Source organism: Chondromyces apiculatus DSM 436 (assembly GCF_000601485.1).
In the GTDB taxonomy this organism is placed as follows: Bacteria; Myxococcota_A; Polyangia; order Polyangiales; family Polyangiaceae; genus Chondromyces; species Chondromyces apiculatus.
Window position 1 is genome coordinate 135,513 of record NZ_ASRX01000008.1, and the last position, 25,262, is coordinate 160,774.

The window sequence follows — 25,262 nt, forward strand, 5'->3', positions numbered from 1 at the left end:
CAGAACGCGCGCCGGAGGCAGACGGTCCTCACGGAAGCGCGTTGACGCGTTGGGCCAGTCGTTCCCATGCGCACCACGCGCATGGCCACGATCAGGCGTGCGCCCTCAGGGCTTCAGGTCGAAGAGGTACCGATTGGAGTAGGCCTCCACCAGGATCCGACCATTCTCCCAGCAGATGAGGCTGGGCCCGCTCTCGATGGCGACCTTCTGCATCACCTTGCCGTCGGCCCGGCGCAGCAGGAACACATGGTCGGGCTCGGCGGTGAAGCCGTAGCCGGTGACCAGGTAATCGCCCGCCATCACGAAGGTCGCATTGCACACGAGCGGCTCGCTCCGCCAGAGCAGCCGCCCCGTGGAGGCGTCGAGCGCCGAGACGAACCCCTTCTTGCCCTTCACCTCGCGCGCGTAGGTGCCCCCCCCGTTGCACACGTACAGGGTCCCCCCCTCGAGCTGGGCGTACGTCACATCCTCCACCGAGAACTCCGCCATCTCGGGGTTGGTCTCGGGCGCATGGCGGTACGCCTCGAAGTCGAAGACCCGCTCCGCGCGGCTTCCCCGGGTGATGGCGAGGTAGCGGCCGCCGTACACGAGCAAGCGGCGGTCTCCGGAGTGGATGAGGGCGTGGAGGGACTCCTCGCCGTAAGTGGAAGGGACATCGGTCGGCGCCCCCGAGGGGAGGTTGCCCCTGTCGACGGACGCGAGGAACCAGTCCCTCCGCGCGGGATCCCCCGCGCCGCCTGTCGAGCGCACCGGATCGGCCTGCGCGGCCCCCAGCTTGACGAGCTTCGGAGGCTTGCCGGGCGGCAGCGCGGAAGGCGCAGGCGCCGCATACCCCCACGGCGGCGCCGCGAGCACGATGGGCGCCGCGGTGCCGAGATCGATGCTGCCCCTGCCGCCCTGACGCGCGTCGAGCCCGGCGCGCGCCTGGTCGAGCGAAGCCACCGTGGCCTGCTCGACCCCTTGCTGCGCGAGCCCCTGCACCGCCTCGGCGAGGGCCCGACCGTCGCGCCGATCGAGAGCAGCGACCGCGGCCCGCGCCCAGCACCGCGCCTCGGGCCCCACGGGCGCTCCGGGTCGCGTCTCCACCGCAGCCGTGAGCTCCGCGGCCGGCGACGGCGGCAGGGCGCCCTCGGGGCGGAACACGTAGTCCGTGTCGTACGTGCGCACGTGGATACGGTCGCCCTTGGCGAGGATCGCTCGTGGGCCACTCTTCAGCGGGATCTTCTGGTCCACGGCTCCCGTCGCCAGATCGAGCACGTACAGAAAATCGGGCTCGTCCGTGAACCCGTACCCCGCGATGACAGAGCCGCCCGCGATGTGGAAGTTGCCGAGGTTCCCCGTGAGCGGCGCGCTCGACCACAGGAGCTTCCCGCTCTCGGCGTCGAACGCGGCCACGTAGCCGTTCTTGCCATTCGAGTTGCTGGAGTAGCCGTTGTACGCGAGCTGCACCACGAGCACGCGGCCCACGAGCTGCGCGAAGTCGATGTCGAACCACTGGCTGCCGAGTGACGTCGTGGCCGCGGAAGCATCGAAGACCCGCGGCGCCTTCCCCGGTGCCGTCACCACGAGGAGGTTCGGGGGCCTGCCATAGAGCGTGACGTCGTGGTCCGGGCCCTCGAAGACCACGAACGCACGCTCCCCGCGCAAGGTGCGGCCCACGTGGGCATGCGCCCGCGCCGTGTCCCGGTTCGTGCGCATCGTCAGCCCTTGCCCGCTCAGCCACGCCTCCTCATCCGTGATGGAGTTGCGCTGCTCGGAGGCCTTGGTGAGCCGTACCTTGGCCCCCTTCACCGACCCGCTCCCCGCGACGGGCGTGAGCGGCAGCCTCCCGAGGTGCACCACGGGCACGGCCTCGGCCTTCGCTGCCGCGCGCGCGCCTGCCGCCGCCAGGCTCGCCTTGCTCGCGGCGAGGAAAGCCTCGGCCGCCGCGTCCCCCGGACGGGTGCGCGCCACCTCGGCGAAGATCCTCTCCGCCGCCCCGGGCTCCCCACCGAGAAGGGCCTCGATGCCCGACGCGCGCGGATCCCCTGCCGGCGCCGGCGTGTCCGGACAGGCGGCAAGGGTGGCCGCGACCGCGGAACGAGGGCCTGCGATCGCAGCACCGGCAGGGTCGCCCGCTCCCTGGCCCTGCTGGGGTGACGCCGCCGGACGCGCGTCCGGCCCGCAGCCGACGAGCGCCGCGAGAGAAGAGACGAGAGCAAGAGAAAGCCAGGGTGAGCGTCGCATGGGTGATGTGTATTCCCTTTGGGGGACGCAGTCCACGCGTCCCGAGCGGCAGTCGCCCCTCGGAAACACGGTTTCCGCCCCATCCCCTGGCAACACGGCATCGTGCAGGTCAATGCCTGCCCCCCTCCGGGCCCTGCGGACTCCCTGCCTGCGTTCACGAATCGCGCTGTCATCGGCGTTGCCAGCGGCAACCTCGAACGACCATGACCAATGCATTCACGAACCCAGCATGCATTGCCCATGGATCCACCGGTTTACCGCGGACTTCGATCCAGGTGAAATCGTTCTCTCGCGGGATTTCTCCCGTTGATCACCGGGGAGCAGGAGCATTACGAGCGTCGCACGTGCGTGCAGCTCCCGTCGTACTTCCACGGCGCGTGCAGCCGCACGAGTGCCGTGGTGCGTCCGCAGGGCGTCGAGGGCAGAGCATGCGGTATTACGCCGATCTCCACATCCATTCTCATTATTCACGCGCGACGAGCAGCGACTGCGATCTGCTGCACCTCGCTTACTGGGCCAGGCGCAAGGGAATCACCGTCATCGGCACCGGCGATTTCACCCACCCCGCCTGGCTGGAGGAGCTGAAGACGCAGCTCGTCCCCGCCGAACCTGGCCTCTTCCGCCTGCGCGACGACATGGAGCGCACCGTCCAGGAGCGCCTCCCGCAAGCCTGCCAGGGCGTCACCCGCTTCATGCTCTCCGTGGAGATCTCGACCATCTACAAGCGCGGCGAGCGCACCCGCAAGATTCACCACCTCATCTATGCCCCCGACTTCGACGCTGCCGATCGGCTCGTCGCGGCCCTCTCACGCGTGGGCAACCTCGGCGCGGACGGCCGCCCCATCCTGGGCCTCGACTCGCGCCACCTCCTGGAGATGGTGCTCGCCTCGAGCGAGGGCGCGTACCTCGTGCCGGCGCACATCTGGACGCCCTGGTTCTCGGTGCTGGGCTCCAAGGCAGGCTTCGACGCCGTGGACGAGTGCTACGGCGATCTCGCGGGCCACATCTTCGCCCTGGAGACGGGGCTCAGCTCGGACCCGGCCATGAACTGGCGCGTCTCGTCCCTCGACCGCTACCGGCTGGTCTCCAGCTCCGACGCGCACTCGCCCGGCAAGCTCGGTCGCGAGGCGACCGCGTTCGAGACCCCCCTCGATTACTTCGCCCTCCGGCGCGCCCTGGAGACCGGCGAGGGATTCGGAGGCACGCTCGAGTTCTTCCCCGAGGAAGGCAAGTACCACCTCGACGGTCACCGCGCCTGTCAGGTGGTGATGGATCCCGCCGAGACCCGGGCCTGCAAATCCCGCTGCCCGGTATGCGGCAAGCCGGTGACCGTGGGCGTGCTGCACCGCGTGGAGGCCCTCGCCGATCGTCCCGAAGGCTTCCAGCTCGAAGGCGCGCGCGGCTTCCGCAACCTGGTCCCCTTGCCCGAGATCCTCGCGGAGCTGCACGGCGTGGGCCCCACCAGCAAGGCCGTGCAGCGCAGCTACGAAGCGCTGCTCTCCGCCATCGGCCCCGAGCTTCACCTGCTGGAGGAGGCGCCCGTGGAGCAGATCGCGCGCGTGGGCCCTCCCCGGCTCGACGAGGCCCTGACGCGGATGCGCGCCGGGCAGGTCATCCGCCAGGCCGGCTACGACGGCGAGTACGGCGTGATCCGGCTCTTCCAGCCCGAGGAGCTGCAGCGCGGCCGCGTGGCGGGGCTGCTGTTCGCGGAGCCGCCCCCGGTCCGCCCGCCCTCCCCGGCATCGCCTCCTCCCTCCACCCCTCCTGCCCCGCCGGGCGCCCTGGCCCCTCTCCCAGGCAGCGCCCCTCCCCCCGGCGCCCCCAGCGGAGCCGGAGCCTCTGCGCCGCCCCCTTCAACGCCGCCCGCCCCCCCTGCCGGCGTGCTCGGAGGCCTCGACCCCGATCAGCGCGCCGCCGCGGAGATCACCGAGGGCCCCCTCCTCCTCCTCGCCGGTCCTGGCACCGGCAAGACCCGCACGCTCACCCACCGCATCGCCCACCTCGTCGAGGAGCAGGGCGTCCCGCCCGAAGCGTGCCTCACCATCACCTTCACCCGCCGCGCCGCCGAGGAGCTGCGCGAACGGCTCGGCGCCCTCCTCGGCCCCAGCGGCGCCCGCGTCCCCGCGACGACCTTCCACGGCCTGGGGCTCTCCATCCTCCGCGCCCACCCCGACCTCGTCGCCGCCCTGCGCAGCGGCCCCACGGGCGCTCCCCCGCCGAGCACCGCGCTGGTGTCCATCGCCGGCGACGACGAACGCGCCGCCCTGCTCGCCGAGGCCCTCGGCGCCTCCTCCCCCGGCGCGCGGCGCATCCCGCGGCTCCTCCAGGCCATCTCTAGCTGGAAGCGCCGCAGCCCCCTCGGCCCCGCCGCCCTCTCTGCCGCCGGACCGCAGCCCTCCGAGGAGATCGCGCGCGCCTGGCGTGCCCACGACGCCGCCCTCGCCGCGCGCGGGCTCGTCGATCTCGACGACCTCGTGGGCCTCGCCGTCGCCGTGCTGGAAGCCTACCCCGAGGTGCAGGAAGCCTGGCGCAGCCGCCACCGCTACGTGTCCATCGACGAGTACCAGGACATCGACGCCCAGCAGTACCGCCTCGTGCAGGCCCTCGTCCCGGAGACCGGCAACGTGTGCGCCATCGGCGACCCGGACCAGGCCATCTACAGCTTCCGCGGCGCCGACGTCGGCTTCTTCTTCCGCTTCCAGCAGGACTTCCCCGAAGCGCGCGTGGTGCGCCTGATCCGGAACTACCGCTCCACCCGCGCCATCGTCGACGCCGCCCTGCAGGTGATCGCCCCCTCCCCCACCCTCGGCGTCCGCGCGCTCGTGGCCACCTTCGAGGACGCCCGCCGCCTCACCCTCCACGAAGCTCCCACCGAGCGCGCCGAGGCCGAGTTCGTGGTCCATACTGTCGAGCGCCTCCTCGGCGGCTCCACCTTCTTCTCCCGCGACAGCCGCCGCGTCGCCGCGGGCGAGGAGGACACCGACCTCTCCTTCTCGGACGTGGCCGTCCTCTACCGCACCGAGGCCCAGGCCGAAGCCCTCCGCGAGGCCTTCGCCCGCTCCGGCATGCCCTTCCAGCGCCGCTCGCACCGCGGTCTCGTCGAGCGCCCCGCCGCCGAGGCCATCGCGCGCGCCATGCGCCAGGCGGCCCAAACCGAAGGCGCCGAGGGCCCCGTGCTCGACCAGCTCCGCGCGGCGACAGCCCAGCTCCGCGCCGAGGCCCCACCGCCCACCGCCGCGGTCCCCGATCCCGACGCCGCGACCTCGCCGCCTTCCTTGCCCCCCACCCTCGATCTCGACGGCGCCGCCGAGATCCTCGTGCCCCTCGCGCGCGCGTGCGGCGACGACCTCCGCCGCTTCCTCCTGGAGCTCGGCACCGAACTCGAGGTCGACGCCTGGGACCCCCGCGCCGAGCGCGTCTCCCTCCTCACCCTGCACGCCTCGAAGGGCCTGGAGTTCCGGGTGGTGTTCCTGGTGGGCTGCGAGGACGGCCTCTTGCCGCTGCGCATCGCCCGCGACGAGGACCCCGACGTCTCCGAGGAGCGCCGCCTCTTCTACGTCGGCATGACCCGCGCCCGCGAGCGCCTCTACCTGAGCTGGGCGCGCGAGCGCCTGCGCCGTGGCCAGGTGACGAAGAGCGAGCCCTCCCCCTTCCTCCGCGAGGTGGAGGAGGCCCTCCTCGAACGCCACCGCAACGAGCCCAAGCCGAAGAAGGTCGAGGCTCCCGCCCCCGACAAGCGCCAGCTCAAGCTCTTCTGAGGGGCTTCAGATCACCCGGACCTTGCGCGCGAGCAGCCCTCCCCCTCCGGCGCTCACCTCGAACTCCACCTGCTGCCCCGTGATCAGGTGCTTCGTCTCGGGCACCTCGATGTCGGCCACGTTCACACGCACCTGCGCGTCGTCGCCGTCCTGCTTGATGACCCCATAGCCCCGGTCCTTGCTGAAATAGAAGACGATGCCCGTCGCCATCGAACCCCTCTTTCTTGTGCCTCCGCCCTGCCTCTGGGCTGGCGCTGCCCTGCCCGCGTGAAGCTCGCGTGCAGGGCGCCTCGCGCGCGGAGCCTCGACGTCAGGGAGCCAGGATCAGCGCCGACCGCGCCGGCACCGAGACGCTCGGCCCGTTGACCGTGGCGCTGGTCAGGAGGTCGGTGAATGCCCCCGAGGGCAACCCGCCCACCTGCGTCGCCGCGTCGCTGCGGTTGATGGCCACGTACACCGTCTCGCCCCCGCCCGTCATGGCGTAGGCCAGCGTGTCGGCCGTGACCGTGAGCGTCTGGCGCGTCCCGCGGCGCAGCGCCGGGTGCGCCGCCCGGATCGACCCGAGCTTCTTCACGTGGTTCAGGAGCTTGGTCTGCCCCGCCGAGTAGCCGCTCCACTGCATGAAGCGCCGGTTGTCCGGATCGCCCGCGCCCGCGAGGCCCACCTCGTCGCCGTAGTACATGAGCGGCACGCCCTTCGTCGTGTAGATGAGCGTGAACCCGTTCGCGAGCCGCTCGAAGGCGGAGAGCCCGCCGGGGAGCCCTGGCTGGTTCTCCCAGCCCCGCTCCCTGCCGCCGGCCCAGTTGTCGTTCCAGAGCGGCGTGTCCTGCGCGAAGTGGATCGAGCGGGGCACGTCGTGGTTGCCGATGAACGTGCTCATGATCCCGTTCGAGAACGCGCCGTCGCTGATGTTCATCTCGTTCACCAGCTCGTTCATCGAGCCCTGCCGCATCAGGATGGTGCGGACGATGCTCGCCCGCAGCGGGAAGTCGAACTGCCCGTCGAGCATGCTGTACGAGTCCACGTAGTGGCCGATGACCCCGCGGTCGCCGGTGAACGTCTCGCCCACCATGTAGAAGTGCTCGCCGGTCGCCGACTCGATCTCGCTCGTCACCCGCGCGCGCAGATCGAGGATCCACTGATCCTCGATGTGCTTCACCGCGTCGAGGCGGTAGCCGTCGATGCCGGTCTGCTGGATCCACCCCACGGCGTTCTCCACCGACCAGTCGCGCGCCGCCTGCACCGTGAAGTTGAAGTCCGGCAGGTAGCTCGTGAACCAGCACTTCTTGCCCGGATCGCCGTCCCACGAGCAGCCGTCGCCGCAGATGCAGTTGCCGCCGTTGTCGTTGGCGTTCGCCCAGAACCAGCCGGGGTTCTGCTGATAGACGGGAGAGCTCGAATGCACGTGGTTCATCGCGTAGTCGACGATGACCTTGAGCCCCGCCGCGTGCGCCTCCTCCACGAGCTGCTGGAACTCCTGCAACGTCCCGAAGCGCTCCTCGGTCTTGGTCAGGTCCTTGGGCCAGTAGCCGTGGTAGGCGGTGTAGAAGTAAGGCTCGCTGTTGCCCTGCCCGGCCAGCTCCGTGTTGTCCATGGGCACGGTCAGCCAGAGGACGTTCACTCCGAGCTCCGTGAAGTATCCGTCGGCGATCTTCTGCCGCACGCCCGCCCAGTCGCCGCCCTGATACCGCGCCGCGTCCTGCACGTTCGAGGGGTTCGAGCCGTTGTTCGCCGGGTTGCCGTCGAGGAAGCGATCCACGAACACGAAGTAGAGGACCGCGTCGCGCCAGTTGAAGGTCCCCGGCAGCTCCTGGCAGGTCCACGGGTCGCACGTGACCGGCAAAAGCAGCGAGTTGTACCCGCCGAAGCCATCGCTCACCTGCTCCGGGTTGTCCGGATCGGCGATCCAGTTCGAGCCATCGATGACCAGCTTGTACTGGACCTGCTGCTCGTACGGCACGGTGACCGTCGCGGTCCACACGCCGCCCTGGTTGGTCATCGGCACGCCCACGTCCCAGCCGCCCGGCGTGTAGCTGCCGCGCACCTCCACGCTCGTCTCGTTCCCCGTCCCCTGGTAGGTGAACTCGTGCGTGCAGCGCTTGAACTCGTCGTCGCACTGCGGCGGCCCCGGATCGATGATCCCGCCTCCCCCGCCCGTCCCTGGCTCCCCGGCACCCGTGCCCGGCCCCCCCGCCCCGTAGCCCGAGCCGCTCCCGGACCCGGGCGGGATCGTCCCCGGATCGAAGGCGCCCGTGCCCGGCGGGTAGCGATCCAGCAGCGTGTCGTCGTTGCATGCGGCGGCGAGGGACATCCCGAGCAAGCCGCCCACGAGGGCGAGCGCGGTGAGCGGGGAAAGCGAGGTTCTCATGGCAGGTCTCCGGAGGCTTCGAGGCAGGGGCTGTCCTGGGGCACGAGGATGCGGACACTGAGCGGGCCCATCGCGAGCGGGGTCCCGGGAGCAAGCTCCACGCGGTCGCCGCTCACGACGTCCACGTAGGTCCCGCCCGGCAGAGATCCGACCGGCAGCGGGAGATCGACGGGCGCGTCGGCCGTCGAGAAGAGCGCGAGCACCGGGTCATCGTCGCCCGCATCCCGCCGGAAGGCGTAGAGCTCCCTCCCCGCCACGAGGAGCTGGCGCTCGCCCCGGCGCAGCGCCGCCGAGCAGCGCCGCAGCCTCCCGAGCCGCTGCGTCAGCGCCCGCGTGGCCTCCTGCTCGGCCGACAGCGCGCCCGGATCCGGCATCACCCGCCGGTTGTCCGGATCACCCGCGCCTGCCAGCGCCACCTCGTCGCCGTAGTACAGCACCGGCAGCCCCGGCAGGGTGAGCACCAGCGCGAGGGCCATGCGCGTCCGCTGGTAGGCCTCGGCGTCCTCCGGCTGGGGCGGCGGCGCCGTCCAGGCGTCGTTCCAGCCCTCCCCCACCGCGTCGGAGATGAACCGCGACACGTCGTGGTTGTTGATCATCCGCCCGAGCACCGCCCCCGATCCGGCGAGCGCCGCGCCCGTCTCCACGATCGTCTTCTCCACGGTCTCGAAGCTGCCGTGGCCGTTGCCGATCGCGTCGCGGATCGCCCACATCAGCGGGAAATCGAAGGCCCCGTCGAGCCCGTTGGGCCCGAGGAAGTAGCGGATCTCGTTGATGGCCCCGAGCCCCGGCCCCGTGAAGATCTCCCCGACCGAGAACAGCGCTTGCCGCGGCTCGGCGTGGGCCCGGAGCGCCGCCGTGATCCGCCGCGTGGTGGCTCTCGGCATCATCGGCACCGCGTCGATGCGCACCCCGTCGGCGTCGAAGCTGTCCATCCAGAACAGCGCGTCGTCCACCGCCATCTGCATCGCGTCCGGGTTCTGCCAGCGGATGTCGGCCAGGTACGGCGTGAACCAGCAGGTCTGGATGAACTGCCCCCAGCCGCAGCCGGGCGTCCCGCATACGCAGGCGCTCGGGCCCTCGTTGAACCACCCCCGGTTGCGGTTCTCCACGTAACGCTCGCTCGACTCGTACACGTGGTTCGGCACCAGATCGAACAGCACCCGGATCCCCCGCCGGTGCGCCGCGTCGATGAGCGCGCGCAGCGCCTCTTCCCCGCCGATCCGCGGCTCCACCGAGCGCGGCTCCTGGGGCCAGTACTGGTGGTAGCCCTCGTAGAGCCGCCCGTCGTTGCCGGAGCGCACCTCGATGGGGTTCGTGTACACCGGCGAGATCCACAGCCCGGTGACGCCGAGCGCCTCGAAGGTCCCCTTCTCGATCTCCGCCCGGATCCCGTCGAGCGTCCCGCCCGCGCGTGCCCCGGGCGTGGTGGGCGCCCCGAGCGGCGCGCCTCCATCCCCGCGGAACCTGTCGGTCACGATCTGGTAGAGCAGCCCCTCGTCCCACGAGGCGCTCGCCGGCTCGACCCACCCCACCGCCTTCACCGACGCCGCCGCCTTCGCCTCGGTGTCCGCCGCCTCCACGGTGATGGTGTGCTTGCCCCGGCGCAGCCCCGTCGCGCGCAGCGCGAACGTCCCCTCCGCAGCGTTCACCTCCGCCACCGTCAGCGGCTCCCCGCTCGGCAAGACGCCCACGAGCCGCGCCGGGTCCAGCCGCGGCCCCTCCGGCACGCCGAGGAAGGTCCCCCGCACGGTCACCTCGCCCCCGCTCACCTCCACCGCGTCGACCCGCACCTCGGGCACGGAGCAATCGGGCGCGCGCGCCAGCGAGACCTCCTCGTCCTCGCCGTCGGCCCCCACCCGGAAGGTGGTCAGCGGGTTGTAGCGGTCGTTCCGCGCCTCCCCGCCCTCGACCACCTGGTAGCCGTACTCGCCGGGCGGCAAGGACAGCGCGGCGATGTACCAGCCGTCCCCGTGGCTCGTGAGCGGCATCCCTGGCTTCGCCCAGCCATCCCAGCTCCCCTCCACGAACAGCGCGCCGCCGCCACCACCGCCCTCCAACCGCGCCCAGACCACCGTCGCGCAGTCCCGCGTGGGGTGCCCCTCGTCGTTGCAGGAAAGCCCGGACGCCGCAGCGAGCGCGGCGAGCGCGGCGAGGGCGGACCGGAGACGACGGAAGGGCACGACGGTCATGCTGAGAAAACCCCGGAATCAGGCCGGAGATGGCGTGCCGAGTCTTCGTGAAGGATGCCAGTACCGTAAACCAACCCCCCCGCGACGTCGACCATTCGTCATCGCCGCGCGGGGGTTTCGGCCGCCCACGACGCGCCGCGGCATGTGCTTCAATCCCGCGGCGCGCGCCCTCAATCACCGCCGAGCACGCGCGCGAGCACCTCACGGGAGAAGACCTCGTTCGCTGCCAGGATGAGCCCGCTCCCGGCCCGTTTCAGGGGCAGCCGCGTCAGGTGGCCGTCCTTCCACCAGTAGAGATCGCGCGAGATCTCCCCCGCCTCCTTGCCTGCCCAGTCGTCGATCACGCACGCCATCAGGTGCGCTGCCGTGAGCACCTCGCGATCGCGGATGACGTGCCTCACCAGGAGGTGACGCTGCGGCACCGCGAGGAGCGCGCCATATCCCGCCTCGCGCGGCATGTACTCCTCGAAGAAGAGCAGGTGGCTCGCCGCGAAGTGGCTCGACGAGGCCAGCAGATCCAGCGGCACTCCCACCTCCAGGCCGAGCACCTCGTCGAGCCTCCCCTCGGCCTTCACGTTCTCCGTGGCCACGGCCCACAGCTCCTCCGCGGGCCGCTGCCACTCGTTCGCGATCTGCGCCGGCACCGAGATGTTCACGAACCCGAGATCGCAGACCAGGAGCCCCGCGATCCCGTCCGCCACCTCGCGCATCACGAGCTGCGCCGCGTCCTGCCGCTTCAGGGTGCTGCTCGGGTGCAGCCGGACCTTGAGGCACCCGCGCGCTTCCTCGTAGCTCCTGATCCGTTCGAGTTCCCCGAGGAGCTGCGCCTCCTGCTCCGCCGTCAGCGTGTCGGGCCGGGTCGCGCTGCCTGCGCCATTCGCACTGCTCGTGCCGTTCACGCTGCCTGCGCCATTCGCGCTGCTCGTCTCGCCGTGTCCATTCGTCGTTGCCATGGCCCCGCCCCGTACGATCTTCGTGCCAGCCCAGAACCCCGGGATTTGCGCGGGATCTCGCGCGCTCGCGCCTGGCGGCGCCATGGCGGCCGACACCCAGGGACTCCTGGCCGGGTGCACGCTCACCGCCGCCCCACGTGGTAGCCTCCGCGCCGCACGATGATCTCCTTGCCCCCTCTGCGTACCCTTTCCGCTCCCCTCGCCGCTGCCGCCGCCGCCGCCGCCCTCCTCGCCTTGCTCCCGGCCTGCTCGCGCAGCACCCCTGCGGAGCCGGAGGCAGGCCCGACAGCGTCGGCCGCGAGCGCCCCCGCGGTGCCGCCGCTCCAGTGGGACGTCCCCGCGGGCTGGACCGTGGTCGATGCCCCCCGAGGCGGCCCCCAGAAGGCCTCCTACAAGGTCCCGCGCGCAGCGAACGACAAGGAGGACGTCGAGGTGCTCGCCCTCTTCCACGGCACGGGCAGCCAGGGCGACGTGGAGAAGAATTTCAAGGCGTGGCTCGACCAGTTCGATGGCGACGTCGCCTCCACCGCCAGGCGCTCCACGTTCACCGTGCGCGGCATGCAGGTCGACATGGTCGAGGTCACGGGCACCTACAAGGTGGCGCTCGGACCTCCCATGGGACCGAAGAAGAAGGCCGCCGTGGAGATGGTCAAGAAGGGCTACCGCCTGCTCGGCGCCGCCGTCCGCACCGGCGATCGCGGCAACTGGTTCTTCAAGGTCACCGGCCCTGACGAGACCGTGCAGTCGACCCGCTCGGCCCTGCAAGCGCTCCTCGAATCCGCGCGCCCTTGACCCGGCCCTGGGCCTCGGTTTCGATGGCGTCATGCCGCTTCTCCGCCGCGCTCCGCGCCTTGCCTTGCTGCTCGCCGCCGCCCTCCCCGCCGTTGCGCTCACAGGGCCCGCAGCCCGCGCGGACATCGCGATCCCGCAGCCGCAGATCCAGGTCCCGCCGCAGAACCCGGCCCGGTCCACCACCAAGCCCGCGAGCCTGCCCGTCGGACCTGCCAGGCCCACCGCGAAGCCCGCGCCCGACACCACCGCCGCGCCCGACACCACCGCCGCGCCCACCGCGATCGATCCGGCCATGCCCGGCGAGGATGCGCAGGTCCCCGAAGCGGTGCGCCAGCTCCTCGCCATCGACTGGAAGCAGGGCCCCCTCGATGGCGTCCTCGGCAACGTCGGGCACGTCGTGGTCCCGGAGGGCCTCGTCTTCGCCGACGCCGCGGGCACCAAGCGCTTCCTGGAGCTCAACCAGAACCCCACGAACGGCAGCGAACTCGGCATGGTCTCCGCGCCCGACTTCTCGTGGTCGATGATCTTCGAGTTCTCGGACATCGGCTACGTGAAGGACGAGGACCAGAGCGACATCGACGCCGACGCCATCCTCACCTCCCTGCGCGAGGGCAACGACCACAGCAACACCGCCCGCCGCGCGCGCGGCTGGGGCACGGTGAGCCTCGTCGGCTGGGCCGCGCCGCCGCGCTACGAGACCTCCACCAACAACCTGGAGTGGGCCACCAAGGGCAAGGACGACACCAGCGGAAGTGAGACCATCAACCACAACATCCGCGTCCTCGGCAGGCGCGGGGTGATGGAGGTGAACCTGCTCGTGTCGCCCGAGCAGTACGGCGAGGCCCTCCCCGCGGCCCGCAAGCTGCTCGGCGGCTTCTCCTTCAGCGACGGCGAGCGCTACGCGGAGTTCAAGCCGGGCGACAAGATCGCCGAGGTGGGCCTCGTCGGCCTCATGACCGGCGGCGCGCTCGCGGTCGCCGCCAAGACCGGCATCCTCGGCAAGCTCGGCAAGGGCGTGGTCAAGCTCGGGGCCATCGTCGTGGCCGGCCTCGCCGCCGCCGGCGCCAAGCTCTTCGGCCGCAAGAAGGACGGCTGATCGGTCGACGGCACCCTGACGGCTCATGACCGACGGCCAGGCGCTCTACCTCACCCTGCTCGTGCTCATCGTGCTGGAGGCCGTGGCGTGGGTCCCCCGCGGTGCGGTCGCGCTTGTCGCGCGTGGCGCGCGGACCCGCGCCCACGTGGCGCTCCCCCACCGCACCCTCGGCAACGCCCGCGGCGGCGCCGTGCTCGGCGTCCCCCTCCTCCCCTCGGCTGCGACCTTCCTCGTGCCCCAGTGGCCCGTCTCCCTCGCCCCGCAAGGCGTGCTGGGCGCCGTGGCCGAGTGCCTGGAGCCTGCCGAGCGCCCCCCGCACACGGGCCTCTTCCGGCGCTTCGACGCCATCACCCGGGTCACCGTTCTCGGGAACGAGGTGCGCCTCGACGGCGAGCTGCTCGTGCAGGCCGCCACCCCCGCCCTCGCGGCGCAGGTGGCCGCTTTCCTCGACCAGCTCCGCAAGCTCCCGGAGGACGCCCGCGCCGCCGCCATCGACGCCCACCTCGCCGCCCAGCTCGACCTCGACGCCGCCCGCGCCCGCGTCACCTCGTTCTACCGCGAGACGGCGTGGCTCCGCGGCGCCGGCCTCGCCCTCGCCCTCGTCGCGCTCGTCGTCGCCCCGGCCCTCTTCGTGCACTTCGGCCCCGAGCGCGCCTGGCTCCCGGTGCTCCTCGCCCTTTACCTCGGCACCTTCGCCATCACCGCGCTCTGGCTCCGCGCCTATCCTCGCGTGGCCCCCGAGAGCCGCCTCGGCCGCTGGTCGAGCGCCTTCATGCTCGCCCTCCTCCCCGTGAGCGCGATGCGCGCCGTCGACGCGCTCGCGCGCGTGGCGCTGACCGGCGTGCACCCCCTCGCGGCCGCCGCCGCCCTCGTCCCCCGCGACGACCTCACCCCCTTCGTCGCCCACCTGCTGCGCGACGCCCGCTGGCCCCTCCGCCCCGCGTGCCCTGGCGACGATCCCGAGGCTCAGGCCGTGGAGGCCGCCTACCGACAGGCCCTCGGCCGCCACCTCGACACGCTGGTGCGCGCCCTCGGCCTTGACCCCGACGCGCTCGCCGCCGTGCCCCCGCCCTCGGGCGAGATCGATGACGAGCGCTGCTGCCCGCGCTGCCACGCCTGCTACGGCGCGGGCGCCGCCACCTGCGAGGACTGCGGCGGCATCCCCCTGGTCAGGGCGTGAGCGAGGCAGCCGCAGCTTGACGGTCTGCGCAGCGTCCGCTCCCATCGAGCGATGCCACTGTCTCGCCCCGCCGCGCGGCTCCCTCCCTCCGTGGCCGCCGCCCTCCTCGTCACCGCGATCGGCGCCGGCGCCGCGCGCGCCGACCTCGCTCCCGGCAAGCTCAGCCCCGACCAGAAGCCCATCGTCATCGCCACGCCGGACTGGCTGAAGGAGATGGCGAAGGCGCACCCGGCCGGCAGCGCCGCTCCCTCGGCGACGCCCGAGGCGCTCCCCTCTTCTTCCGCCGCGGCTCCCATCGCCACGCCCGCTTCCGCCTCGGCTCCTGCCGCCATCCCCGCCGCCTCGACGGCTGCCCCCGTGATGGACGCTCCGGGAGCCGTCGCCGCGGAGCCCCGAGACGCCACGGTGGTCGTGCCCGAGGCAGACCCGTCCAGCCCCCTGCGCACGGGCGCGCTCGTGATCGTGGCGTTGCTCGCCGTCAGCGCAGGCGCCATCGCCGCGAAACGGCTCGGCGAGAAGCAGAGCGCCTGAGCCAGCGCGCGCAGCGCCTGCAGCGACAGCGCAGCGCCTTCAGCGACAGCGCAGCGCCTTGAGCTTCGCCTCGGCGGTCGTCGCGGACGCCGAGCGCGGGACGGCCTGACCCCAGCGCCTGCGCACCGCGACGAAGGCCTCGCACGCCGCGTCGATGTCGCCCTGCGCCTCCAGCGCGAGCCCGAGGTGCAGGTGCGCGCGGGTGTGGGCCACCGGATGCTCCACCGCGAGGCAGGAGCGCGTCGCCCGTTGCAGGGCAGGCATCGCCTCCTCGGGCTGCCCGCCGAGCAGGTACGTCGCGCCCACCCATGCGTCGGCGAGCGTGAACGGATGGAAGCTCGGCACCGGCGAGAACCGCGACAGCGAGAGCAGCGCCGCCTGGGCGTCCCCCGCCGTCTCCACCACCGCCGCGTAATGGTGGAGCCACAGGTAATTGCGCGCGGCAGGCGCGACCCGCGCCTCCCACGTGCGCAGCCACGCCCCCCGCCGGTCCTCGAACTCCGCCGGCGAGATCCGGCCCCCGCGCAGGAGCGCCCGCAAGAGGAACGTCGTGGGATCCTTGGCCATCGCGAAGTCCTCGGCGCGGCTGTCGGACTGCCAGGCGTCGCGCCGCTTCAGGTAGCGGTCGGCCACCTCCGCCGCCTCCCGGGGCCGGTTCGTCTCCAGGTAGATCTCCACGAGCAGCCGCGCCGGCCGCGCGTGCACCTCCGCCTGCGTCTTCGGCTCGACCAGCGCCATCAGCGCCTGCGCCGACTGCTCCGCCGCCTGGAAGTCGCCACCGAGCACCGCCATCCGCGCGCTGTCCCACATCTCCGTTTCGTGCGCCTCGGCCTCGGGCAGCCTGTCGCGGCGCTTGCGGAGCGCCTCCTCCACGGCCTCCTTCGTTCCCCCCGTCGCAGCGAGCGCGCCAGCCAGGTAGCCCCACGGCCCCGCGCTCTCCGGGCTCGACGCCGCCATCGCCCGCGCGTCGTCCGCCACCCGGCGGCACGTCCCCTGCTCCTGATCCATCCACACCCGCAGCTCGCGGCACTCGTTCGCGCGCGGCGAGATCTCCAGGCAGCGCCCGAGGGCCGACTGCGCGGCCGGGAGCTTGCCGAGATAGGCCAGGCGCTGCGCCTTCATCCACAGCGCCAGCGCGAAGTGAGGATCGAGCCCGAGCGCGCGATCGAGCACCGCGATCGCGGCCTCCAGGTCCACCTGGGTCATCGCCTCGTAGAACGCGATCTCCGCGTCGCCCGGATACCGCGCCGACGCCGCCCCGAGCCGCCGCGACGCCTCCGCGAAGTCCGCAGGCTCGGCCAGGAGGAGCGGCGCGATGGCGTCGAGCAGCGCCTGATCGCGCCCGTCGAGCGAGGCGCGCTGCTCGGACGCGCGGCGGTAATGCACCCGCGCCTCCTCGGCCCGCGGCCGCGGGCCGAGCTTCGAGAAGGCGAGGCGCAGGTGGGCCACGGCGAGGTCCGGGTCCTTGCCCACCGCGTCCTCGAACCGCGCCGTCGCCTCGGCGCCCGCCCCGTCGCGCATCGCCTGCAGGCCGGCCATGAACGCGGTGATCGCCTCCTGCCGCCCCGAGGTCGGGCGCGGCAGCGCGGTGATCGCCGTGGGCTGCGTCGGCGCCGAGGCCGACGAGGACGTCGACGCCGACACTGACGCGGACGCCGAGGGACCGGGGCCCTCCGCGCGCCCCTCAAGCTTGCTGATCACCAGGATCGCCGCCGCCACGGTCACGATCGCGCCGAACCCGAACCCGATCGCCAGCCTGCGCAGCGAGCGCTTCTCGGCGGGAGACGCCTCCGACAAGACCGCCGCCGGCGGTGGTGACGATGCCGACTGCCGGGAAGACCCCGCCGCGTACCCTGCGGGCGCTGGCGGATACCCGGCTGGCAGCGGCGCGGTGAACGCGGGGGATGGCCCCTCGCGCCCACCGCCTCGTCCTGCTCCTCTACCGAGCGCTGGCGACGCGGCCGGTGCTGGTGACGCGGCCGGTGCTGGCGACGCGGCCGGTGCTGGCGACGCGGCCGGCGCTGACGGCGCTGACGGCGCTGACGGCGCTCGCGGCGCTGGCGACATGGGCGGCGTGGACCCCGCCGATCGCGCAGGCGCGCCAGGGGGCGTCGAGGGTATCCGTGCTCCTCCAGCGGGCGGGGGCAAGGGCGCGGCGGGCGCGGCGGATGCGGTGGGCGCGGCCTGCGCCGTGTACGGGTCCAGCACCTGGACCAGGTCCTCCATCGACGCGAACCGCTCCGTGGGTGTCTTGCGCAGCGTGCGCAGCAAGGCTTGCTTCACCGGCGCGGGCAGGTCCCCCTGGCGCTCGGGGATGTCGCGGATCTCCTGGCTGACGATCTGCACCATCAGATCCGGCACGCTCTTCACGGCCACCCACGGCAGCGCGCCGGTGAGCAGCTCGTACGCGGTGATCCCCCAGGAGAACTGGTCGCTCCGCCCGTCGAGCGGCTTGTCGAAGAGCTGCTCGGGCGACATGTACGCCGGCGTGCCCACGATGCGCCCCTCCACCGTGAGCCGGCGCAGCGCTTGCCCGTCGCCCCGGGCCTGGGCGATCCCGAAGTCGAGCACCTTCACCACCCCGTCGTGCCGCACCAGGATGTTGTCGGGCTTCACGTCGCGGTGGACGATCCCCGCCCGGTGCGCGGCCCCCAGCGCGCGCGCCGCGTCCGCCAGCCAGCGCAGCTTGAGCGGCGTGGACACCTCGGGCGCCCCGAGCCACGCCTTCAGCGTGCGCCCCACGACCAGCTCCATGGCGATGTAGGGCCCCGCTTGCGCCTCGCCCGTGTCGAACACCTGCACCGCGTTGGGGTGCTCGAACGCCGCGATCGCGTACGCCTCTCGCCGCAACCGCGCCGCCGCCTCCGCCCCCTGCGCGCTCTGGCTCAGCTCCGCCGACAGCACCTTCAGCGCCACCCGCCGTCCGAGCCGCGTATCGCGGGCGCGGTACACGCACCCGGTCGCACCTTTCCCGATCACGTCCTCGACGACGTACCGATCGATCATCGTGCCCGGGGAGAGCGTCACGGCGCCAGTCTAGTACGGTGCCCCCCTGGTTCGTCCCGGTCTTCGGTGGGACGAGGGCGGTCTTCGGTGGACGAAGAACAGAGCGCGGTGTCGCCGGGTGGCTCCCGAGGGTCACGCGCCGAGGGGCACAAAGCCCCTGTGTCGGGATGGGCGCGGGTTCCTGGGCGTTGTCGTCGTCCGCCCTGCATGGTTCAATGGCCCACATGATCCACGCGGACAGTGGCGAGATTGATCTCGCCCCCCATCTCCGCGTCGGCGCCAGGACGGCCGAGGGCACCTTCCTCCGCTCGCATCTCGCGGCCCGGGCCAAGGCCCTCACCCTGAGCCCCGGCTGGAGCGCCTACCGCCTCGATCGCCTCAACCTGTTCGGGCGCAGCTTCCGCGTCACCCTCCGCTTCCATCAGGGCTGGCTTGTCGCCGTCGAGCTGTACCAGGTCGGCGCCGTCTCCAAGATGTCGTGGGACGACTGGTCCCACCAGGAGGAGAACGCCCGCAAAGCCGACCACGACACCTGGCTCGACGCGCTCCTCGGCCCCCCGCCCTACGCCTACGCCTGGGGCTCCATCCGCTCGGAGCACGATCCCCTCGGCGGCTACAGCCAGATCGTCATCCGTTACGGGGCCGAGCAGGCCGCGTAACCCCCGCAGCCACGGACCTCGCCCGCTCCCGGAGCGGCGGGTGCGGGTCACCGACCGGCAGCAGCAGCGCCACCTCGGAAGCTCATGCCCCCCGTCCTGCATGACGCGCTCTCTTGAGCACCACGTGCGCTCTTGCGCACTGCGTGAGGACGGCAACATCCCCGGTCAACCCCTGCCACACAACCGACACAAACGCTTGCGGTGCTGACACAGAGATGTCACATTGAATGTTCGTACTCGACACCTGGAGGCTCCCTATGCGCAAGCGCGTCAACCAGCTTTGGAAGTTCATGGGCGTGACGTTGGCTGTCGTTTTCCTGGGGCCTGGCGTCGAGTTGACCGAGGAGCAGGAAGGCCAGGGCTGAGGCTCCCCACCGCCGCCACCGCGCGGCGGGCCGGCCAGTAGCCCTCCCCTTCCTGCGCACGCTTCCTGCCGAAATCCTCGCCGTTCGAGGGAGCGCCGGGCACCTCCACCCCGCGCCCCCTGCCCTCTCTCCCCCATCTCTGCCCTCCTGACCACCGCCCAGACCCCCTGCGTCTGTGCGCCGCGCCGCGTGCCGCCCTCTCGGGGCCCTGCCCCTGGGTGTCGCCCCACGCGTTCTCCGGTCGTCCCGGCGCCGACGGGCGTGTCCCACCCGCGACGACCGGTCGTCGGGTGGCAGGCGACGGTGACCTGACCCAGGAAGACCGGTCGTCGGCACAAAGACCACCGTGACCTGACCCAGGAAGACCGGCCGTCGGCACAAAGACCACCGTGACCTGACCCAGGAAGACCGGTCGTCGGCACAAAGACCACGCAAAACGCGCCCGGAATGCCCGGGTTCGCGGGGAAGTGAGGTGGTTCGCGGGAGGGTCAGGCCTGCGTGGCGCGGTCTGCTGGGAAGGTCTTCTCTTCGCGTCACTTCAACGACGCTCCGGGCTATACCAGGGGATGATGGACGCGGTAGCTCACGTCGGAAACATTGTCTCCGGCAAGTACCGCATCGAACGCGTCCTCGGGCGCGGCGGCATGGGCGTGGTCGTCGCGGCGAGGCACCTCCACCTCGGTGAGCGCGTCGCCATCAAGTTCCCCGTCGCGCGGATGATCCTGCGCAGCGACGTGGCGGCGCGCCTCGTGCGCGAGGGGCGCGCCGCGATGCGGATCCGCAGCGAGCACGTGGCCCGGGTCTTCGACGTCGGCGCGCTCGCGACCGGCGAGCCCTACCTGGTCATGGAGTACCTCGACGGCCAGGACCTCGGCGCAGCGCTCGCCAGGGACGGGCCGCTGCCGATCGCCGCCGCCGTCGAGTACGTCCTGCAGGCCGCGGAGGCGCTCGCCGAGGCGCACTGGCTCGGCCTCGTGCACCGCGACATCAAGCCCGGCAACCTGGTCCTCGTGCGCCGCGCCGACGGCTCGCCCCTGGTGAAGGTCATCGACTTCGGCATCTCCACGCATTTCACCGGGGCGGCCGATGGCGCGGACCTGCACCTCACCGGATCGGACGCGGTGGTAGGGTCACCTCTGTACATGGCCCCTGAGCAGATGCGCGCGGCCCGTGCGATCGATGCGCGCGCCGATCTCTGGGCCCTCGGCGCGACGCTGTACGCGCTGCTCACCGGGGCGCCACCCTTCCCGGCGAGGTCCATCCTCGAGATCCACGAGCTCATCCTGCGCGGGGCGCCGCCCCTCCGGGAGGCGCTCCCCGAGGCGCCGCCCGCGCTCGAGGCGATCGTGCAGCGTTGCTTGCAGCCCGATCCCGCGGACCGCTACGCCGACGTGGCAGCGCTCGCCGCGGCGCTGGCCGAGGTGGCGCCGGAGCATGCGCGCACCTCCGCGCAGCGCATCGCGCGCATCCTCGCCACCCCAGCGCCTTCGAGGCGCGATGCACCGCGCGTCGAAAGCGCAGACGCGGAAGGCGCGGGCGCGGTGGGCGAGGACAGCGAGGACAGCGAGGACAGCGAGGACAGCGAGGGCGCGGAAGGCACCGCCGATCCCTCTCCCTCGACCTTCGATGGCATGGCGGACTCCGCCGACACCGGGCGAGAGACCGCCCCCTCCGCCGAGCCGTCATGGGCCGACGCGCCCCGGCAGGAGCGCGTCAACGCCGCGCTGCCTGCCGTCGCGAGGGAGGCTGCAAGCGCGCCGGCCGGGGGCACGCCGTTGGTGACGCCGCGGCGCTCGGTCGGGGCGCGCGGGGCGCGCGGGGGGCGCGCGCTGATGGTCGCCGCCGTGGTCGCGGCCGCGGTGGGCGGTGCCACGGTGCAAGCGAAGTTCGCGGCAGGTCACCCCTCCGCGCCAGCGATGGAGGCCCCCTCGGCGCCAGCCCCGAGTGGCCGCGCCGAGTCCGCCGCTGCCGCGAGCGCGGCGGTGGCCTTCCGATCCGCGCTGCCCATCGCGGCCGTGCGGGCGACATGCGCAGAGATCGCGGCCGACGACTGCCGGTACGCCGAGGACTTCCCCACCGCAGCAGCATTCGATGGCGATCCCGTGACGTTCTGGGCCGCGCCCTACGGGGTGACCAGCGCGACGCTCGCCATCTCGCTGGGCACACCGAGCACGCTGTCGGCCGCTGTGCTCTTCGAGCGCGGTCCGCTGCCGAAGCGGGAGATCTCCGATGTGACGGTGCAGCTCTTCTGGGAGGACCTCGAGTTCCGCGTGCACCACTGGGAGCTGTGGGTCTCCGACGGTAGGAACGAATGGCCCGTCGCCTCCGGCGAGGGCATCGGTCCGCGGCGGGAAGTCCAGCTCGACAAGCGCTACCACGGCATCCAGACCGTGTGGCTCGAGCTCGAGAGCACCGAAGGCCCGAGCCTCTACGAGGTCGAACTCCGCCCCTAGGTACGTACTGCGTACCCTGGATCAGGGGCCTCTCGGCCCCTACGCTCCCGATGGTCGCTACCCCTGGTTTCTGCGCAGATCGTTGCGCGACGACCAGGGATGAAATCAGGCCTTCAGCCCCTGCACTTACGATGGTCGCTCCCCTCGATCACTCCACCCTGCCGCCCACGAGCCTGTCGGATCCTGGAGCGTCCCGCGCCGGGACAGAGATGGATGGGCTGGCCATCCTGTGGTCACGGCACGAACCTGACCGGATCGGCGAGGCGCTGCTGATCGCGGCGGGCGATCCCGGTCCGTGGACCTTCGGGCGAGGCGACACGCGGACCGGGGACGCGGAGCGGCGCGTCCTCCCCGTGCGTCAGCGCCCTGGCGCGCTCGTGCCGACAGGGCCGCTCGTGTGTCCGCGGATCTCCCGGGCGCAGCTCCGCCTGGGGTCGATCGCGGGCGGCGGGCTCGCGATCGAGAACGTGGGCTCGTGCCCGCTGGTGTACGGCGGGCGCGAGGTGACCTACGCCGCGGTCGCCCCGGGGGAGGTCGTCGCGCTGCGCAACGAGCTGCTCCTGCTCTGCGTTCATCGGGTGCCCATTCCCCCCGCGCTGACGCTGCCGCTGACGCCGACCGAGGAGAACGACGCGCCGCTCCACCCCTTCGGCGAGGCGGACGCCTCCGGCATGGTCGGCGAGAGCCCGATCCTGTGGGAGCTGCGCCACCGCATCGCGGCGGTGGCGCGTCACCGCGCGCATGTGCTCATCCTGGGCGAGAGCGGCTCCGGCAAGGAACTCGTGGCCCGCGCTCTCCACGCGCGGTCGGCGCGGGGCCGTCGCCCCCTTGTCTCGCGCAACGCAGCCACCATCCCGGAGGGGCTGGCCGACGCCGAGCTTTTCGGCAACCTGCGCAACTATCCGAACGCTGGCATGCCCGAGCGCCCTGGTCTGGTGGGCGAGGCGCACGGCTCGACGCTGTTCCTCGACGAGTTCGCCGAGCTGCCGCAGGGCCTCCAGGCGCACCTGCTGCGGGTCCTCGATGAGGGCGAGTACCAGCGCCTCGGCGAGTCGACGATGCGCCGCTCCGATCTGCGCGTCATCGCCGCCTCGAACCGCCCCGAGCGCGACATCAAGCCTGACGTGCTCGCGCGGCTGAAGATCCGCATCACGCTGCCCAGCCTCAACGCCCGGCGCGAGGACATCCCCCTCCTGGTGACGCAGCTCCTCAGGCGGCACGCGACGGTCGATCCGGCGATCGCCGAGCGGTTCTTCCCCGACGGCGATCCGCGCGCGGCGCCGCGCATCTCGCCCGTTCTGATGGAAGCGTTCGTGCAGCGCCATTATACGACCCATGTGCGTGAGCTGGACGCGCTGCTGCTCCGCGCGGTGCTCGAGGGCCGCGGGCGCTACGTCGAGCTGCCTCCCGCGCTCAAGGGCCATGGCGACGAGGCCGCGACGTCCGGCGCGCGCAACGCGCGTGACGCGCATGACGCGCCTGATGCGCCCGACGCGCTGACGCAGGAGGAGCGGGCGCGCCTCGCGCTCCTGCGCAAGCACCGCTTCAGCCCCACGGCGTGCGGCCGCGATCCGGCGTACCACGGCAACCGGCAGCGCGCGGATCTGCACTTCCGGCAGCTCATCTGCCGGGCGCTGCGGATCGCCGCGTGGAACATCGACGGCGCTGCGGCGCTGCTCGCAGGAGGCGACGCGCGCGCCCTCGAGGAGAAGGTCCGCGCCCGGATCGCGGCGTTCGTGTCGAACCTGCGCGCGCGCATCGAGGAGGGGGCGACCGAGAAGCAGCTCGAACGGTCGCTCGCAGAGGAATGGAAGGGGGGCGCCGACGCGGTGCTGGAGGTGGTCGCGGCGCTGCGGGAGGGCAAGCTGGGGGCTCCTCCCGGATGAGGGGCGGGTTCAGGGGAGGAGATGCAGCTCGGTGATGGTCGGGCCGTCGGTGCTCTGCATGTGGAGCGACGCCGACGTGATGCCGTGGTGGGTGTGGTTGAGCGGAATCTGGAGGTTGGGGCCGATATGGTCACCGGACGCCGCGAGGACGGTCGAGCTGCCGTTGGACACGAACAGGTCGAAGTGCTGGACCCGGAACTCCTGCGCGGAGGTGCCCGCCTTGGCGAACGGACCTGCCTCGTTGATCACCGCGCGCGACACCGTGCTCGCGGCGGGCAAGGTGACGGTGAGCGTCGCGTCGGTGACCCCTGCTGGCGCCGCCCAGCGGGTGTTGTAGTTGCCGTCGAAGGCCTTCCTCGCCTCGTAGCCCGCGCCGTAGACGGCACCGTTCCCGTTCCCGTCCACCGCAGTCGCCTGCGTGGCCTGGTAGGTGGGCGCGCCGGCGCTGGGGAACGTCGCCGCAATCACGCTGGGCCAGGTGAGGGCGGCGTAGTCCGCGATCTGGTCGTACACCCACCCTGCCCCTTCCGCGTTGTAGTCGAGGGCGTAGTTGGTGAGCACCACGATGGCCATCCTGCGGTTCGGCCAGACGGCGACCATGGACCAGTTGTACCCGTTCGAGCCGTTGTGCCAGAGCTCGAGCCCACCTGCCCTGTTGTTCACGTTGACGGCGAAGCCGGGGCTGAAGTTGCTCCCCTTCACCGCTGTGCGGAGCGCGTCCCGCGCGCTCGCCGAGTAGAAGTGCGTCGCGTCCTCCGGGCGCCACAGGGTCATGTGGGCGAAGCGCGCGACGTCCTCGATGGAGGCGGAGATGCCGCCCACGGGGTTGCGGAGCTGCGAGCTCGATGGTGACTGCGGGATGGCCATGCCCACCCCGCTCCAGCTATGCTGCGAGGCGTCGGGCGTCCACTTGGCGTGGGTCATGCCGAGGGGCGTGAAGAGCAGCGCCTGCATCAGGCCCTCGTACTGGATGCCCGTCGCCCGCTCCATCATCGCGACGGCGAGGATGTGGCTGCCGTCGTAGCTGACCCCGGTCCCGGCGGGAAAGAGCGGGGTGTCCATGATCGCGTCGCGGGAGTAGTTGAGGCGACGACCGATGTAGCTCGACACTGAAGCATAGTCGTTGGCGGCTCCGGAGGCGCCGCTCGTGTGGGCCCCGGTGTCGTACGGCGTGCCGCTCGTGTGCGCCGTGAGCTGGGCCGCGGTCACGTTGAGGTAGGGGCTCCACGGCACGCCGATGAAGATGTCCGGCAGCGAGGCGAAGAGCGTCGTGCTCCAGGAGAGGTTGCCGAGGTCGACCTCCTTCGCGAGCAGGGCGCCGGTCAGCGCCTTGGACACCGAGCCGACCTGGAAGGCGTCCGTCTCCTGGATGGGGGTCTGGTTGAACTGGTTCCGGACGCCGCGCGCGGCGAGGTAGACGTGGTTGTCGACGATCACCGCCGCGGCGATGCCAGGGATCTCCGGGAAGTTGATGCGCGCGTCCTCGAGCAGCGAGGCCATGGCCGCGTCGTTGTGGTGAATGACCGGGCTCTCCGCGCGGCCTGGCGACGCGGCGAGGAGGCAGACGGCGGCCGCGCTGGCTGCGGCCAGGGCGCGGTGGGAAGAGTGGCTCTCGATCGAAGTGCGGTTCATGGTCGATCCTCGTGTGAAGAAGAGGTGCCCTCACAGGGGGCGCCGGGAGAAAGGGCGCCCTCAGGGGGCGCCGGTGCGGGCCGGGTCGCCACGCATCGCGGAGGCGGCCGCGCCGGGGCCCATCGCATCGCGCATGCCAGCGCGAACGGCGCGGTTCTCGGCCTGTTT

Annotated in this window: 15 protein-coding genes; 8 read left to right on the top strand and 7 right to left on the bottom strand. The window is 72.2% G+C overall.

The genetic code is table 11. The annotated features are described in order from the left end of the window. Positions 1 to 105 precede the first annotated feature (105 nt). Complete coding sequence (locus CAP_RS06330; protein ID WP_044237259.1) at positions 106 to 2,226, bottom strand: outer membrane protein assembly factor BamB family protein; 2,121 nt, start codon at positions 2,224 to 2,226, stop codon at positions 106 to 108. 428 nt (positions 2,227 to 2,654) lie between these two features. Between CAP_RS06330 and CAP_RS06335 the strand changes: the two genes are divergently transcribed. Beyond that, positions 2,655 to 5,984 (top strand): UvrD-helicase domain-containing protein, encoded by a 3,330-nt coding sequence (locus CAP_RS06335; protein WP_044237261.1) that lies wholly within the window; start codon positions 2,655 to 2,657, stop codon positions 5,982 to 5,984. A gap of 6 nt (positions 5,985 to 5,990) precedes the next feature. On the opposite strand, the gene CAP_RS06340 is transcribed toward CAP_RS06335, so the two are convergent. The 4 genes from CAP_RS06340 to CAP_RS06355 all read right to left on the bottom strand — a co-directional run bounded on the left by CAP_RS06340 (position 5,991) and on the right by CAP_RS06355 (position 11,494). After that, positions 5,991 to 6,194 (bottom strand): cold-shock protein, encoded by a 204-nt coding sequence (locus CAP_RS06340; RefSeq protein ID WP_044237263.1) that lies wholly within the window; start codon positions 6,192 to 6,194, stop codon positions 5,991 to 5,993. A gap of 100 nt (positions 6,195 to 6,294) precedes the next feature. Then, positions 6,295 to 8,352, bottom strand: a complete 2,058-nt coding sequence (locus tag CAP_RS43845) for an alpha-amylase family glycosyl hydrolase (protein ID WP_052374313.1) — start codon at positions 8,350 to 8,352, stop codon at positions 6,295 to 6,297. Then, complete coding sequence (locus CAP_RS06350; RefSeq protein ID WP_156040540.1) at positions 8,349 to 10,532, bottom strand: alpha-amylase family glycosyl hydrolase; 2,184 nt, start codon at positions 10,530 to 10,532, stop codon at positions 8,349 to 8,351. The genes CAP_RS43845 and CAP_RS06350 overlap by 4 nt, the downstream gene beginning before the upstream one ends. Before the next feature lie 179 nt (positions 10,533 to 10,711). Continuing rightward, positions 10,712 to 11,494: a hypothetical protein gene (locus CAP_RS06355; RefSeq protein WP_156040541.1), complete on the bottom strand. Its 783-nt coding sequence runs from the start codon at positions 11,492 to 11,494 to the stop codon at positions 10,712 to 10,714. A 168-nt stretch (positions 11,495 to 11,662) separates the two neighbouring features. Here CAP_RS06355 and CAP_RS06360 point away from each other — a divergent pair, with 168 nt between their 5' ends. From CAP_RS06360 to CAP_RS06375, 4 genes are read left to right on the top strand one after another with little or no spacing between them, the layout of a single operon-like run. Beyond that, complete coding sequence (locus CAP_RS06360) at positions 11,663 to 12,286, top strand: hypothetical protein (RefSeq protein ID WP_231511164.1); 624 nt, start codon at positions 11,663 to 11,665, stop codon at positions 12,284 to 12,286. Between the two features lie 31 nt (positions 12,287 to 12,317). Further along, positions 12,318 to 13,382 carry a DUF2167 domain-containing protein gene (locus CAP_RS06365; RefSeq protein WP_156040542.1) on the top strand — a complete coding sequence of 355 codons (1,065 nt, stop codon included), beginning with the start codon at positions 12,318 to 12,320 and terminating at the stop codon, positions 13,380 to 13,382. A 25-nt stretch (positions 13,383 to 13,407) separates the two neighbouring features. Beyond that, on the top strand, positions 13,408 to 14,562 hold the full coding sequence (locus tag CAP_RS06370) for a hypothetical protein (RefSeq protein WP_044237275.1): 1,155 nt from the start codon (positions 13,408 to 13,410) through the stop codon (positions 14,560 to 14,562). A gap of 51 nt (positions 14,563 to 14,613) precedes the next feature. Next, positions 14,614 to 15,093 (top strand): hypothetical protein, encoded by a 480-nt coding sequence (locus tag CAP_RS06375; RefSeq protein ID WP_044237277.1) that lies wholly within the window; start codon positions 14,614 to 14,616, stop codon positions 15,091 to 15,093. Positions 15,094 to 15,132: 39 nt separating this feature from the next. On the opposite strand, the gene CAP_RS43850 is transcribed toward CAP_RS06375, so the two are convergent. Beyond that, complete coding sequence (locus CAP_RS43850) at positions 15,133 to 18,120, bottom strand: protein kinase domain-containing protein (protein ID WP_052374316.1); 2,988 nt, start codon at positions 18,118 to 18,120, stop codon at positions 15,133 to 15,135. A 203-nt stretch (positions 18,121 to 18,323) separates the two neighbouring features. Between CAP_RS43850 and CAP_RS06385 the strand changes: the two genes are divergently transcribed. The 3 genes from CAP_RS06385 (at position 18,324) to CAP_RS43855 (ending at position 23,462) form a co-directional block, all read left to right on the top strand. Further along, positions 18,324 to 18,758, top strand: a complete 435-nt coding sequence (locus CAP_RS06385; RefSeq protein ID WP_044237279.1) for a hypothetical protein — start codon at positions 18,324 to 18,326, stop codon at positions 18,756 to 18,758. Between the two features lie 934 nt (positions 18,759 to 19,692). Beyond that, positions 19,693 to 21,576, top strand: coding sequence for a protein kinase domain-containing protein (locus CAP_RS06390; protein ID WP_197041035.1), 1,884 nt, complete (start codon positions 19,693 to 19,695; stop codon positions 21,574 to 21,576). Positions 21,577 to 21,707: 131 nt separating this feature from the next. Beyond that, complete coding sequence (locus tag CAP_RS43855) at positions 21,708 to 23,462, top strand: sigma 54-interacting transcriptional regulator (RefSeq protein ID WP_052374320.1); 1,755 nt, start codon at positions 21,708 to 21,710, stop codon at positions 23,460 to 23,462. 9 nt (positions 23,463 to 23,471) lie between these two features. Here the strand turns inward: CAP_RS43855 and CAP_RS06400 are convergent, their stop codons facing one another. Beyond that, complete coding sequence (locus CAP_RS06400; protein ID WP_044237281.1) at positions 23,472 to 25,094, bottom strand: serine hydrolase; 1,623 nt, start codon at positions 25,092 to 25,094, stop codon at positions 23,472 to 23,474. Positions 25,095 to 25,262: the final 168 nt, after the last annotated feature.